The 13,090-nt window shown below is 69.6% G+C and carries 14 protein-coding genes; 4 read left to right on the top strand and 10 right to left on the bottom strand.

Annotated features, from left to right (window positions below; genetic code table 11):
• Positions 1 to 38 precede the first annotated feature (38 nt).
• From AVW09_RS14050 to AVW09_RS14065, 4 genes are all read right to left on the bottom strand, one after another.
• The gene (locus AVW09_RS14050) at positions 39 to 2,177 is read right to left on the bottom strand and encodes a 3-hydroxyacyl-CoA dehydrogenase NAD-binding domain-containing protein (protein ID WP_063258661.1); all 2,139 of its coding nucleotides are present in this window, start codon (positions 2,175 to 2,177) and stop codon (positions 39 to 41) included.
• Positions 2,174 to 3,382: a thiolase family protein gene (locus tag AVW09_RS14055; RefSeq protein WP_063258662.1), complete on the bottom strand. Its 1,209-nt coding sequence runs from the start codon at positions 3,380 to 3,382 to the stop codon at positions 2,174 to 2,176. Before AVW09_RS14055 ends, AVW09_RS14050 begins: the two co-directional genes overlap by 4 nt.
• 71 nt (positions 3,383 to 3,453) lie before the next feature.
• Positions 3,454 to 4,650 (bottom strand): ribonuclease D, encoded by a 1,197-nt coding sequence (locus AVW09_RS14060; RefSeq protein ID WP_063258663.1) that lies wholly within the window; start codon positions 4,648 to 4,650, stop codon positions 3,454 to 3,456.
• Entirely contained in the window at positions 4,643 to 5,233 is a 591-nt protein-coding gene (locus AVW09_RS14065) for a DUF3000 domain-containing protein (protein WP_022879072.1), read from the bottom strand. The genes AVW09_RS14060 and AVW09_RS14065 overlap by 8 nt, the downstream gene beginning before the upstream one ends.
• A 25-nt stretch (positions 5,234 to 5,258) precedes the next feature.
• Here AVW09_RS14065 and AVW09_RS14070 point away from each other — a divergent pair, with 25 nt between their 5' ends.
• Positions 5,259 to 6,467, top strand: a complete 1,209-nt coding sequence (locus AVW09_RS14070; RefSeq protein WP_063258664.1) for an alpha/beta hydrolase family protein — start codon at positions 5,259 to 5,261, stop codon at positions 6,465 to 6,467.
• 4 nt (positions 6,468 to 6,471) lie between these two features.
• Here AVW09_RS14070 and AVW09_RS14075 read toward each other — a convergent pair whose 3' ends face one another.
• On the bottom strand, positions 6,472 to 6,912 hold the full coding sequence (locus AVW09_RS14075; RefSeq protein WP_063258665.1) for a SufE family protein: 441 nt from the start codon (positions 6,910 to 6,912) through the stop codon (positions 6,472 to 6,474).
• Between the two features lie 34 nt (positions 6,913 to 6,946).
• Positions 6,947 to 7,849 (bottom strand): sulfurtransferase, encoded by a 903-nt coding sequence (locus tag AVW09_RS14080; protein WP_063258666.1) that lies wholly within the window; start codon positions 7,847 to 7,849, stop codon positions 6,947 to 6,949.
• Positions 7,850 to 7,966: 117 nt separating this feature from the next.
• On the opposite strand from AVW09_RS14080, the gene zapE reads away from it, so the two are divergent.
• The 3 genes from zapE to AVW09_RS14095 all read left to right on the top strand — a co-directional run bounded on the left by zapE (position 7,967) and on the right by AVW09_RS14095 (position 11,084).
• Positions 7,967 to 9,004 (top strand): cell division protein ZapE, encoded by a 1,038-nt coding sequence (gene zapE, locus AVW09_RS14085; RefSeq protein ID WP_063258667.1) that lies wholly within the window; start codon positions 7,967 to 7,969, stop codon positions 9,002 to 9,004.
• 168 nt (positions 9,005 to 9,172) lie between these two features.
• Entirely contained in the window at positions 9,173 to 10,441 is a 1,269-nt protein-coding gene (locus AVW09_RS14090; RefSeq protein WP_063258668.1) for an ammonium transporter, read from the top strand.
• 97 nt (positions 10,442 to 10,538) lie between these two features.
• Complete coding sequence (locus AVW09_RS14095) at positions 10,539 to 11,084, top strand: type II toxin-antitoxin system PemK/MazF family toxin (RefSeq protein ID WP_063258669.1); 546 nt, start codon at positions 10,539 to 10,541, stop codon at positions 11,082 to 11,084.
• A gap of 36 nt (positions 11,085 to 11,120) precedes the next feature.
• On the opposite strand, the gene AVW09_RS14100 is transcribed toward AVW09_RS14095, so the two are convergent.
• From AVW09_RS14100 to AVW09_RS14115, 4 genes are all read right to left on the bottom strand, one after another.
• On the bottom strand, positions 11,121 to 12,008 hold the full coding sequence (locus AVW09_RS14100) for an Ltp family lipoprotein (protein ID WP_082822997.1): 888 nt from the start codon (positions 12,006 to 12,008) through the stop codon (positions 11,121 to 11,123).
• A 431-nt stretch (positions 12,009 to 12,439) separates the two neighbouring features.
• Complete coding sequence (locus AVW09_RS14105) at positions 12,440 to 12,622, bottom strand: hypothetical protein (RefSeq protein ID WP_063258671.1); 183 nt, start codon at positions 12,620 to 12,622, stop codon at positions 12,440 to 12,442.
• A gap of 11 nt (positions 12,623 to 12,633) precedes the next feature.
• On the bottom strand, positions 12,634 to 12,834 hold the full coding sequence (locus AVW09_RS14110; RefSeq protein ID WP_156496117.1) for a hypothetical protein: 201 nt from the start codon (positions 12,832 to 12,834) through the stop codon (positions 12,634 to 12,636).
• A complete protein-coding gene (locus AVW09_RS14115; protein WP_063258673.1) occupies positions 12,831 to 13,010 on the bottom strand; it encodes a helix-turn-helix transcriptional regulator in 180 nt (59 codons plus the stop codon). The genes AVW09_RS14110 and AVW09_RS14115 overlap by 4 nt, the downstream gene beginning before the upstream one ends.
• Between the last annotated feature and the right edge of the window lie 80 nt (positions 13,011 to 13,090).

Below are 13,090 nucleotides of genomic sequence, written 5' to 3' on the forward strand. Positions count from 1 at the left end.
GCCCCCTCGGGGACGGCGCCGCTGTCGTGTTCCGGCTCTCAGCCGCCGATGCCGCGGATCGGCGGGTGGTGGAACGTGTCGCCGAAGGCGCGCTCCGACGCCCCCTCGCGGTCGAGGTAGGGCGAGGCCCCACCGTCGATGAACGGCCAGCCCGCGCCGAGGATGAGGCACAGGTCGATGTCCTGCACCTCGGGCACCACACCCTCATCGAGCATGATCTTGATCTCCTGCGCCAGACCGTCCTGCACGCGGGCGAGGATCGTCTCGGGCGCGACCGGCGTCTTGCCGGTGACGAGCACCTTCTGCGCCGCCTTCGTCCAGCCGGTGACGCGGCCGCCCTTGTCCTTCTCGACGACCTCGGGCAGCGCCGCGAGCTCGTGGAAGTTCTCGGACGCGAAGAAGCGCTCCGGGAACGCCCCCGCCATCGTGTCCTGCACGTGCGCGGCGACCTTCCAGCCGACGAGGTCGATGAGCTGGAACGGCCCCATGGGCAGCCCGAGCGGCGCGAACGCCTTCTCCACGACGGGGAGCGGGGTGCCCTCGTACACCGCCCGCGCAGCCTCGCCCATGACCTTCGCCAGCAGGCGGTTGACGACGAACCCCGGGGCGTCCGCGGTCAGCACGGCGTTCTTGCCGAGGCCCTTGGCCACGACGAACGCCGTCGACAGCGCGGCGTCGGAGGTGGCATCCGTCTTCACGACCTCGATGAGCGGCATGACAGCGACGGGGTTGAAGAAGTGGAAGCCGACGAGTCGCTCGGGGTGCTCGAGCGCCGAACCGATCTCGGCGACCGACAGCGACGAGGTGTTGGTGGCGAGGATCGTGTCCTCGGCGACGATCTTCTCGATCGCGGAGAACACCTCCTGCTTGACGCCCACCTCCTCGAACACGGCCTCGATCACGAAGTCGCAGTCGGCGAACTCGCCGCGGTCGGTCGTGCCGTGCACGAGGGCGCGCAGCTGGTTGGCGGTGTCGGCGTCGAGCCGGCCCTTCGCCTCGAGCTTGCCGATCTCCTCGCGGATGGATGCCACGCCCTTATCGACGCGTCCCTGATCGAGGTCGGTGATGACCACGGGCACCCGCAGCTTCCGCACGAACAGCAGCGCGAACTGCGAGGCCATGAGACCCGCGCCGATCACGCCGACCTTGGTGACCTTCTTCGCGAGCGTCTTGTCGGGGGCGCCGACCGGCCGCTTCGCGCGCTTCTGCACGAGGTCGAAGGCATACATGGATGCCGCGAACTGGTCGCCCGCGATGAGGTCGGCGAGCGCCTCGTCCTCGCGGGCGAAGCCCTCGGCCTTCGTGCCGCTCTTGGCCTTGTCGAGCAGATCGAGCGCGACGTAGGGCGAGCGGGGGACCGTGCCGATCTTGGACTCGAGCATGCCGCGCGCGACCTTGATCGCGATCGGCCACTTCGTCAGGCGCTCGATCTTGCCGGGCTCGTTCTTCCGCTCGACCTTGATGCGACCGGTGAGGACGCCGTCGACCCAGCGGAGCGAGTCCTCGAGGTAGGACGCCGCCGGGAAGATGGCATCCATGATCCCGAGGTCGAAGGCCTGCTGGGGCTTGAGCATCCGGTTCTGCTTGAGCGGGTTCGACACGACGACCTCGAGCGCGTTCTCGATGCCGATGAGGTTCGGCAGCAGGTACGCGCCACCCCAGCCGGGGATGATGCCGAGGAACACCTCAGGCAGCGCGATCGCGGCGGCGGAGGCGTCGACCGTCCGGTAGGTCGAGTTCAGCGCAATCTCGAGACCGCCGCCGAGGGCGAGGCCGTTGACGAACGCGAACGACGGGACGCCGAGTTCGGACAGCGAGCCGAGCACCTGGTGACCGCGCTGGGCGATGAGTCGCGCGACCTCCTTCGACGGCAGGTTCGCGACCTCGGAGAGGTCGGCGCCGGCGGCCAGGATGTACTGCTTCCCGGTGATCGCGACGGCGTGGATCTCGCCGGCGGCGGCCCGCTGCTTCAACGTCGCGAGCGTGCGATCGAGCTCCGCGAGGGTCGCGGGACCCAGCGTGTTGGGGCGGGTGTGGTCGCGGCCGTTGTCGAGCGTCACGAGTGCGACGACGTTGCCCGAGGGCAGGCGCACGTCGCGGACGGGGGAGTGCGTCACGACCTCGTCGGCGCTCAGTCCGTCGAGGGGCGAGAAATCGATCGCGGAGTAATCGGTCACTTGCGCTTCTTCTTTCCGTCGAAGAACGGGTTCTCCCAGATCACCGAACCGCCCTGGCCGAGACCGACGCACATGGCCGTGAGGCCGTACCGCACGTCGGGACGCTCGGCGAAGTGCGCGGCGAGCTGGATCATGAGACGGACACCGGATGCCGCGAGCGGGTGGCCGAGCGCGATCGCGCCGCCCCACGGGTTCACGCGCGGGTCGTCGTCGGCGATGCCGAAGTGGTCGAGCAGCGAGATGACCTGGATCGCGAAGGCCTCATTGAGCTCGAACAGACCGATGTCGTCGATCGTGAGCCCGGCCTTCTTGAGCGCCTTCTCGGTGGAGGGGATCGGGCCGATGCCCATGATCTCGGGCTGCACGCCGGCGAACGCGAACGAGACCATCCGCATCTTGGGGGTGAGACCGAACTCCTTCACGGCGTCGGAGCCCGCGAGCAGGCTGATCGTCGCCCCGTCCGTGAGCGGCGAGGACGTTCCGGCGGTCACGCGACCGTGCGGACGGAACGGCGTCTTGAGGGATGCCAGACCCTCGAGGGTCGTCTCGGGGCGGCGCCCCTCGTCCTCGGTGGCGAGGCCCCAGGCGCCCTCGGCGTCCTTGATCGCGACCGAGACGAGGTCGGGCTGGAACTTGCCGGCCTCGTACGCGGCCTGCGCCTTGTGCTGGCTGGCCATGCCGAACCGGTCCGCACGCTCCTTCGTGAGGTGCGGGAAGCGGTCGTGGATGCGCTCGGCGGTGACGCCCATGTTCAATGCACCCGGGTCGACGAGCTTTTCGGCGACGAAGCGCGGGTTCGGGTCGGCGTTCGCCCCGATGGGGTGCCGGCCCATGTGCTCGACACCGCCCGCGAGGGCGAGGTCGTACATGCCGACACCGATCGAGGCGCCCATCGTGGTGACGCTCGTCATCGCACCGGCGCACATGCGCTCGACCGCGAGTCCCGGCACCGTCATCGGGAGACCCGCGAGGATCGCCGCCGTGCGTCCGAGGGTGAGGCCCTGGTCACCGGTCTGCGACGTCGCGGCGATGGCCACGTCGTCGATCCGGTCCTTCGGCACGTCGCCGTTGCGCTCCATCAACCCGATGATCGCCTTGACGACCAGGTCGTCCGCGCGGGTGTTCCAGTACATGCCCTTCTCGCCGGCGCGCCCGAAAGGGGTGCGCATACCGTCGACGAAGAAGACGTCCGACATCTCGGCCACTCTGCCTCCATTGTTTGGGATGCAGCCAGCCTAGGAAACGCGCCGCGGCGCGAAGAATCGGTTGTCCGAACCTACGAAGTCGGTTCCGACTCGTCGGGATCGGTGTTGAGGGAAGCTACAAAGCTATCCGCGATCACCTGTGCAGTCTGCTCAATCTGCCACGGGCGGGCACCGAGTTCCGCGAGCGCGTCAGAGATCGACTCGGTGGTCACCTCGGCCGGGGGAGTCCACGCCACGCGGCGGAGCGTCTCGGGGGTGAGGAGGTTCTCGGTCGGCATCCGGAGCTCTTCCGCCCGCGCCTCCACCGCCGGTCGCGCGGCCTTGAGCCGGCGGTCGGCCTCGGGGTTGCGATCGGCCCACGCGCGCGGCGGCGGCAGCGTGTCGCTGGGGACGCGGTCCGGCGGCAGGTCGGTGGCCTCGCGCCCGGCGACGATCGCGTTCCACCAGCGGTCCAGCTGCGTGCGGCTCGCGCGTCCGTTGAACTCCTTCACGCCCGCGAGCGCCTGCTTGCTCTGCGGATCCGCCAGCACCGCCGCGACCAGCGCACGGTCGGGCACGAGGCGGCCGGGGGCGACGTCCTGCTCGCGCGCGTAGTCCTCGCGCGCCTGCCAGAGGGACCGGGCGACCGCGAGCGAGCGGCGGCCGCGCACGGTGTGCAGTCCACTCAGGCGACGCCACGGGTCGTCGCGCGGGGGCTTCGGGAGCCGCTCGAGCACGGCCTGGAACTCCTGCCGCGCGAACTCCGTCTTCTGCTGCTCGTCGAGCTCGTCGGCGAGCTTGTCGCGGACGTCGATGAGGTGCTCGACGTCGAGCGCGGCGTACTCCAGCCAGGACGGCGGCAGCGGACGCGTCGACCAGTCGGCCGCGGAGTGCGCCTTGGCGAGCGTGATTCCGAGGGTCTCCTCGACGACCGCGCCGAGACCGACGCGCTCGTGTCCGAGCAGACGCGCGCCCAGTTCGGTGTCGAAGATCACCGGCGGCTCGAGACCCCGCTCGCGCAGCGACGGCAGATCCTGGCTCGCGGCGTGGAAGACCCACTCCGCGCCGCCGATCGCCTGCTGCAGCGGGGAGAAGTCCTCGATCGTCGAGGGATCGAACAGGAACACTCCGGCCTCGCGCCGGAAGACCTGGATCAGGTACGCGCGCTGCGAGTACCGGAACCCCGAGGCGCGTTCGACGTCGACGGCGACGGGACCGATCCCGGATGCCAGCGACTCCGACGCCGCGGCGAGACCGGCGGCATCCTCGATGACGGTGTACTCAACCACGCGGGGGCCTCCGGGCTCCGAGGACCGCGACACCCTCGGACCCCGGGGGGAGTCCGGCGAGCATGCAGACCAACTCAGCCCACGCCTCCAGGTGCGGGCGAAACGGACCGCGCGGCGACCACGACGCGCGGAGTTCGATCTGTGACCCTTCGCCCTGCGCCGCGAGCGCACCGAAGCCGGTCGACAGCGTCTTCGTCGCCGTCCCCGATTCGGAGTGGCGCTCGGCGCCGCGCGAGTCGAGGGCGTCGATGAGCCACGACCACGCGACCTCCGCGAGCAGGGGGTCGATCCCGATCTCCGGCTCGAGCGGGGCCTGCGCGAAGCACACGACGCGCCACGCCCCGCCCCACGGCTCCGGCTCCTCCGGGTCGTGGAGCAGGATGAAGCGGCCCGTACCGAACGGCGAGTCCGTCGCGTGCGCATCGGGGCGCACGTCGCCGGCCAGCGCGAGCGACTGCGGCGCGAGGCCCGACGGCGAGGGGATCTCGCGCACGACGAAGTCGTCGCGGAACTCGGTCGCGCGCAACTCGTCGGCCGCCCGGGCGAAGGCGGTCGCCGCCTCGGGAGAGCGGGGGTCAGTCACGCCGACAGACTAGAGTGAGGCCTCGATGAACGCTCCCAGGCGCGCCGCGAGGCGCCGTGCCCCGCACCCCGCGGCCGCACCGCTGCGGATCGCCGTCACCGCCCTCAGCGCCGCTCTCGCGGTGAGCGCGACCGCCCTCGGCGCGGTCTCGCTGCGCATGGCTCGCACGGTCCTCACCCCGGCGGCCCGCCGGCCCGACGTGCGGCTGCTGGGGCTCGATCCCGCCGCGCAGACCATCACCCTCGAGCGCACCGACGACACGGCCCTGCCCGGCCGTTACGGCCTGTTCACCACCGGCAGCGCCGACTACCTCCGGGTCGGCTCCGTCGTGAAGGACGACGGCGCGAGCGTGACCCGCAAGCTGCTGACCCATGTCCCCGCCGACGCGCATCTCACGCCCGCCGCGGCCTTCAGCGGCTGGTACTACGACAAGCCCGAGGATCTGCAGATCCCGTATCGGAACGCGCTCATCGGCACACCGGTCGGCCCATGCCCCGCGTGGGAATTCCCGGCGGCGGTCGACAGCGACGTGTGGGTGATCCAGGTGCACGGCCGAGGGACCACGCGCTCCGAGGCCCTGCGCGCCGTGCCGGTGTTCCACGAGCTCGGCATCACGAGCCTCCTCGTCTCGTACCGCAACGACGGCGAGGCTCCGAGGAGCCGGACGGGCACGTACGCCCTCGGCGCGACCGAGTGGCGGGACGTGGATGCCGCGATCGGCTACGCCCGACGTCAGGGCGCGCGCCGCGTCCTGCTCATGGGCTGGTCGATGGGCGGTGCGATCGTGCTCCAGACCGAGTTCTCGTCACCGCACCGCGACGTGATCGTCGGGCTCGTCCTCGAGTCGCCGGTCGCCGACTGGCGGACCGTGCTGCGGTACCAGAGCCGCCTCCTGCGGTTGCCCGGCGTCGTCCTCGCGTTCGCGCAGCAGATCCTCGGGTCCGACTGGGGCGCCGTGCTCACGCGCAGCGGATCGGCCATCCCGCTGGACGGACTCGACGCCGTCGCCCGCGCCGCCGAGCTGCGGCATCCCATCCTGCTCCTGCACAGCGACGACGACGGCTTCGTTCCGAGCGACGCGTCGCACGCCCTCGCCGAGGCACGGCCCGATCTCGTGACGATGGAGACCTTCGCGGTCGCCCGCCACACGAAGCTGTGGAACTACGACGAGACGCGCTGGACCCGCGCGATCCAGGGCTGGGTGCGCGCGCGGGGACTCGCCACCGAGGACTGACGGATCAGAGACCGCTCTTGGCACGCACCTGACGCTTTGCGCGCATGAGCATGCCGGTCATCCCGGCGATGCGCAGCGGGCTCACCGCGCGCGTCAGACCGATGCTCTGCGGGAAGTCGTCGGGGACCGCGAGCACTTCCTCGGCGGACAGACCCGTGAGTCCCTGCGCCAGGATGCTGGCGAAACCACGCGTCGTGGGGGCTTCGGCCGGCGCCGTCGCGTGCATGGCCACGCGGCCGGCGTCGTCGACGTCGACCACGATGTACACCGGCGACTGGCACTCGGCGACCCGCTCGCACATCTCGGGGTGATCCGCGTACTCGGCCGGGACGTCGGGCAGCTCGTGCGAGAACTCCAGGAGGAGCTGCAGACGGTCGGGCTCGTCGAGCTCGAGGAACTCGTCACGGATCTCGGCGAGGCGGGCGGGGAGCGTGTTCTCGGACATCACCGTCAGTCTCCCACGCCCGCGACGCGCGGGCTCAGCGGGTCGGAGCCTCGCCCGGCTCGGACCCGGACACGATCGGCACGCGCACCGCACTGCCCCACTCGGTCCACGAGCCGTCGTAGTTGCGGACGTCCTCGAAGCCGAGCAGGTGCTTCAGGACGAACCAGGTGTGGCTGGAGCGCTCACCGATGCGGCAGTACGCCACGATCTTGTCGCCGTCCTTCAGACCGGCGCCGTCGCGGTAGATGGCATCCAGTTCCTCGCGGGACTTGAAACCGCCGTCCTCCGCGACGGCCTTGGCCCACGGAACGCTCTGCGCGCTGGGGATGTGTCCGGCGCGGAGCGCGCCCTCTTCGGGGTAGGCCGGCGCGGAGGTGCGCTCGCCCGAGTACTCCTCGGGGGAGCGGACGTCGATGAGGGGGTTCCCGAGGTGCGCGAGCACGTCGTCCTTGTAGGCGCGGATGAGCGTGTCATCGCGCTCCACGATCGGGTACTCGACCGGCTCGCGGGTCGTCGGCTCGGTCGTGATCGGGCGACCCTCGGCGATCCACTTGTCACGGCCGCCGTCGAGGAGGCGCACGTCCTCGTGTCCGAAGAGCGAGAACACCCACAGCGCGTAGGCGGCCCACCAGTTGTTCTTGTCGCCGTAGATGACGACGGTGTCGTCACGCGCGATGCCCTTGCGGCTCAGGAGCTCGGCGAAGCCCTCGCCGTCGAGGTAGTCGCGGACGACGGGGTCGTTGAGCTCGGTGTGCCAGTCGACCTTCACGGCGCCCGGGATGTGGCCCGTCTCGTACAGCAGCACGTCTTCGTCGGACTCGACGACGACGAGCCCCGGCTGACCGAGGCGTTCCTGCAGCCAGTCGCCGCTCACGAGACGGCCGGGCTCGGCGTACGCGGCGAACTTGGAAGAGCTGGTGTCGAACTCGACGGTCACGATGTCTCCTCGGTCGGGGTGATGGAGCGGGCGGCGTAGGGTGGAAACCGCACTTCGACCCTAGGTCCGCCACGTCGAAGCAGGCACCTTCCCGTAAGACTGCGACACAGGACGGCCATGACCTCCACGCCCGCGACGACCGGTGTCGTCCACCTCGTCGATCGCGAGCCCGCCATCTCCGGCGCCGAGATGGTGAGCGCTCTCGTGCCTCCGCCGCAGTTCGACGGCGCGACCTTCGAGTCGTATCGCGCGGATGCCGCCTACCCGTCGCAGCAGGAGGCGAAGGAGCTGCTCGAGGCGTTCGCGAGCCTGCGCAGCGCACCGGTCAAGAAGGGCGGTTTCTTCCGACGTGCGGAGAAGACGCCGCCGGCGAAGCCCGGCGTGTACCTCGACGGCGGTTTCGGTGTCGGCAAGACCCACCTCCTCGCGTCGATCTACCACGCGATGCCGGCCCGCCGGAAGTACTTCGGCTCGTTCATCGAGTACACCGCTCTGGTCGGCGTCCTCGGGTACGCGAAGGCGGTCGAGCTCTTCCGCGGGTCCGACCTCCTCTGCATCGACGAGTTCGAGCTCGACGACCCCGGCGACACGATGGTGATGACGCGGCTGCTCGGTGAGCTCGTGGCATCCGGGACCCGTCTCGCGGCGACGTCCAACACCCCGCCCAACGCCCTGGGCGAGGGGCGCTTCGCCGCGCAGGACTTCCTGCGCGAGATCCAGTCGATGGCCGACAGCTTCCGCACGATCCGTATCGACGGCACCGATTTCCGCCAGCGCGCCATCGACGGCGAGGCCCGTGTCCTCTCCGACGCGGAGTACGCCGAAGCGATCCAGGATGCCGCCGCCCGCGGCGTCGCGACCGACGACGGGTTCGGCGAGGTCGTGGCCCATCTCGCGCGCGTGCACCCGTCGCGATTCATCCGCCTCATCGACGGCGTCGACACCGTCGGCCTCCGCGACGTGCACGTGCTGCACGACCAGTCCGCGGCGCTGCGCCTCGTCGCGTTCGTCGACCGCGCGTACGACGCGCAGATCCCGATCAGGGCGACCGGCGTTCCGCTCAACACCGTGTTCTCGGACGAGATGCTCGCGGGCGGCTATCGGAAGAAATACCTCCGCGCCGTGTCACGTCTCGTGGCGCTCACGCACGCCTGATCGGTCGTTTCAGCGAGGCTTCGCGGCGACGCGAAACGCGATGTTTACATGACTCTGGCCGCTGTAACGTGCTCGAAACACGATTCCCACGCCGATGGAAACCGGGGCTGGGAACACTGAGGGGACCCGACGCTACAGCTGCGTCCCTTCAGAGAGGTTCTCTTCGAGATGGATCAAGGCAACACCGCATTCATCCTGATTGGAGCGGCACTCGTGCTGCTCATGACGCCAGGACTCGCGTTCTTCTACGGCGGACTCGTCAAGGCCAAGAGCGTCATCAGCATGATGATGATGAGCTTCGGCGCCATGGGACTCATCGGAGTCCTGTGGGTGCTGTACGGCTACGCGATCGCTTTCCCGGCCACGGACGTCGGCGTGACCAACGCTCCCTGGACGATCGACTGGAACGAGCTCGGCCTCGCCAGCCTGCTCGAGGCGCCCGAGGGCGCCGCCTACCCGCCCCTGGCGTTCGTCGCCTTCCAGGCCACGTTCGCGATCATCACCGTCGCGCTGGTCTCGGGCGCCATCGCTGACCGCGCCAAGTTCGGCTCGTGGATGATCTTCGCCTTCCTGTGGGCGACGATCGTCTACTTCCCGGTCGCCAGCTGGGTGTTCAACTTCGGTCTCGCCGATGGTGCGTTCTCTTACGGCGGCTGGATCACCCACGGTCTGCAGGACGTCTTCGGCGTCGGCGCGATCGACTTCGCCGGTGGTACTGCGGTCCACATCAACGCCGGTGCGGCAGCTCTCGCTCTCGCGCTCGTCCTCGGCAAGCGCGTCGGCTTCCAGAAGGGCGCCCACGTCCCCCACAACCCGCCGTTCGTCCTGCTCGGCGCGGGTCTGCTGTGGTTCGGCTGGTTCGGCTTCAACGCGGGCTCGGAGCTCGCGGCCGACAACACGGCTTCGCTCGCGTTCGTCAACACGCTCGCCGCTCCCGCCGCGGCGCTGCTCAGCTGGCTGGTCGTCGAGAAGATCCGCGACGGAAAGCCCACCTCGGTCGGTGCCGCGTCGGGTGCCGTCGCCGGTCTGGTCGCCATCACCCCCGCCTGCGGTTCGCTGACGCCCTTCTGGGCCATCGTCCTCGGACTCCTCGCCGGTGTCGTCTGCGCTCTGGCTGTCGACCTGAAGTTCAAGCTCGGCTTCGATGACTCGCTCGACGTCGTGGGTGTCCACCTCGTCGGTGGTCTGCTCGGAACCCTGTACCTGGGCTTCTTCGCCAACACGACCGGCCTCATCTACAGCGGCCAGTTCACGCAGCTGCTGGTGCAGGCGATCGCCGCCTTCACGGTTCTGATCTACTCCTTTGTCCTGGCCTTCATCATCGGCTTCGCGATCGAGAAGACGATCGGCTTCCGCGTCAAGAACGAGGACGAGATCGCCGGTATCGACACCGTGGTGCACGGTGAAGAGGGCTACGTCCTCACCGACGCCCGCTGATACGCACTCCCCAGAGAACGGGGCGTCACGGATTCGTCCGTGGCGCCCCGTTCTTCGTGCGCGCGGGCGGGCGCACGAGGTTGCCTAGGGTGGCGGTATGGGAACCGCCTCACGCCTCGTGTCTGCCCTGCTGCGCGCTTTTCGGCCGTCCACAGAGTCTCGGCGCCCCTCCGCGCCGCCCAGGCCCGCTCAGGGCTCGGGTTCGCCCGCAACGCTGAGGCCGGGGCAGGGCGCCGGTGTGACCGCGACCGTCGAGATCGCCCCGCCGCGGCGTCTGACGCTGACGTACGCACCCGAGCGGGACGGCGCGCCCGACGGCGGCGAGATCGTGTGGACGTGGGTGCCGTACGAGGAGCGCGACGGACGCGGCAAGGACCGCCCGGTGCTCATCATCGGACGAGCGGATGCCGCCCGCTCCTACGCCGTCCGCCTCACCAGCAAGCCCCACGCCGGCGATCGCGACTACCTCGCGCTGGGCACGGGGGAGTGGGACCCGCAGCGCCGCCCGTCGTGGGTCGACATCGAGCAGCTCTACCTCGTGCACGACGCCGGCATGCGGCGCGAGGCCGCGGCACTGGATCGGCGTCGCTTCGAGGGCGTGGCATCCGCTCTCCGCGCCCGCTACGGCTGGACGCTGGGCTAGGCCGCGAGCCCGCTCCAACGTCCGGCACGGCAATGTTCAGAAGCCCACCGCGGCGACCGCGTAGTCGGCTTGCTCGGGCGTGAACTTCTCGAAGATGAGCTGGTCGTAAAGGCCCTGCCGGGAGAACGACATGTTTCGTAGATACTCGTTCGCCTTGGCCGCGGCCTGCTGGTTCCAGTCCGGTGCGACGGTGTCGACGCCGTACTCCGCGTCAGCCGTCGGGAATCCTTCGTACTCGAGCTGGCCGATCAATCCCTGGCGCGAGAAGGACATGACATTGAGGTACTCCCGAGCCTTTGCCACAGCGTTTCGCTGGCTGAGGGTTCCCACGGGCTGCGGGGCCGCGGGCGGCGCAGGGTTCACGGGCTGCGGCGCCGCCGGCGCCTGAGGTGCCGGGGCCTGCGGCTGCTCCTGCTGCGGGGAGGGCTGTTCGGACTCGACCGCGTTCTGGTCGGTCGCCGGCGGTGCAGCGGCGGGCGGCTGCTCCGCGGCGCCGGGGGCGGGCTGGTCGGTGGCGGACGAGACCTGCCCCGCTTGCGCGCCGACCGGCGTCGTCACACCGGCCACGGCGCTGGTGGACATCACGCCGATGAAGACCGACAGGATGCTGAGCGCGAGCCCCCATCCGGCGGCGGCCCGGGGACGGTTCGCCAAGGTGAGCCCGATGATGCCGAGAACGAGAGCCGCCAGGGTGATGAGCCAGGTCAGCACGATCGCGTAGGGGATCGCCGCCAGCGCGGCGGCCACGATCCCGACGATCAGAGCCGCCACCCCGACGCCGTTCGTGTACGGCTGCAGGGGAACGAAGGGCGCCAGGGGAGGCCGCTTCTCGAAGGACCATCTCTGCCCATCCCAGTACCGTTCGAGGGTGTCGGTATCGGGGTCGGGATACCAACCGGCAGGAGGCAGGGAAGGCGACGTCATAGCGCGCAGCGTAACGACAGGCGACGACATCGCGGTGAACGAGTGTGCCGCGCTCGCGAACCGGCGGCGGAGAGAGATGTGAAGGGGCGGGCGATGCCGGACTCGAACCGACGACCTCTTACGTGTGAAGTAACTGCGCCAGTCGCGTCCTGTCCGTTTGGCTCTGTCTCAGCCTGTCTTCATGCGGTCCCGTACGGGATATATCCCGTCCGGGATGTACCCGTTCCTGTCCGGCGTCGTTCGGCTGCGTCGTCGGGGGAGTGTGCACACGTTCGTGCACACGCGGGACGCGCGGGATCATCCCGGCGACCTTCTCGGCTTGCACGCGGTCAGCGTCGTCGACTCGGGAGGTACAGGTCGGCGGGCGATGGCATCGAGCATCACGTTCGCTGCGGAACGGCCGGCGGCTGGCATCTGCGCCACGTCTGCCCTTATGCCTGATCCTGCGGCAGCCGCTTGACTGCGTACTTCTCCTCGATCGCATCTCGGTTTGCGACTTGCCACCGCGTGTGACGCTTCATCCCCTCAGCGACGGCGGCCGTGATCACGAAGTACAGCACGAAGATGCCGAGCCCGTAGCCGAACAGCAGCAGAGCAACAGACGTCACGTCCATGGCGAACCCCCTCAGTCGAGAGCGAGAGTATCGGACCCCTCCCACGCGGCGCGAGACGCCGTGATGCGGTCAGTGAGCTCGTCGAGGGACAGCCCGCCGGGCGTCCAGATTCGCTGTGCAGACTCGCGCGGTGTCAGCTTCGAGAAGATCGCCGCCGCGTCTGAGATCACGCGACCTGCGTTCTCGAGAGCCTGCGCGCGTATGACGGTCATCGACTCGCCGCCGCGCGGGTCCACGCGTCGAGGTCGGAGCGGTAGCAGCGCACCCGACCGCGGAGAAGCCACATGCGTGGCCCTTCCCCGTTCGAGCGCATGTTCCGGTGCGTCTTCACGGACAGTCCCGTCACCTCGGCGACCTGCTGAATCGCGAGGATGTCATCGGTCTCCATCGGTGCACCCTTCTGCGGAGCCGATCACGCACAGTGCACGCACACGCCCGGGTTATAGGCAAGAACGTGTGGATGGGATC

Source organism: Microbacterium sp. T32 (genome assembly GCF_001619615.1).
Lineage (GTDB): Bacteria > Actinomycetota > Actinomycetes > Actinomycetales > Microbacteriaceae > Microbacterium.

What these genes read in the sequence shown, in the direction of transcription:
- AVW09_RS14070 (WP_063258664.1), top strand. Translation starts at nt 5,259, where the DNA reads ATGAACGCTCCCAGGCGCGCCGCGAGGCGCCGTGCCCCGCACCCCGCG.
- AVW09_RS14075 (WP_063258665.1), bottom strand. Translation starts at nt 6,912, where the DNA reads ATGTCCGAGAACACGCTCCCCGCCCGCCTCGCCGAGATCCGTGACGAG.
- zapE (WP_063258667.1), top strand. Translation starts at nt 7,967, where the DNA reads ATGACCTCCACGCCCGCGACGACCGGTGTCGTCCACCTCGTCGATCGC.
- AVW09_RS14090 (WP_063258668.1), top strand. Translation starts at nt 9,173, where the DNA reads ATGGATCAAGGCAACACCGCATTCATCCTGATTGGAGCGGCACTCGTG.
- AVW09_RS14095 (WP_063258669.1), top strand. Translation starts at nt 10,539, where the DNA reads ATGGGAACCGCCTCACGCCTCGTGTCTGCCCTGCTGCGCGCTTTTCGG.
- AVW09_RS14100 (WP_082822997.1), bottom strand. Translation starts at nt 12,008, where the DNA reads ATGACGTCGCCTTCCCTGCCTCCTGCCGGTTGGTATCCCGACCCCGAT.
- AVW09_RS14105 (WP_063258671.1), bottom strand. Translation starts at nt 12,622, where the DNA reads ATGGACGTGACGTCTGTTGCTCTGCTGCTGTTCGGCTACGGGCTCGGC.
- AVW09_RS14110 (WP_156496117.1), bottom strand. Translation starts at nt 12,834, where the DNA reads ATGACCGTCATACGCGCGCAGGCTCTCGAGAACGCAGGTCGCGTGATC.
- AVW09_RS14115 (WP_063258673.1), bottom strand. Translation starts at nt 13,010, where the DNA reads ATGGAGACCGATGACATCCTCGCGATTCAGCAGGTCGCCGAGGTGACG.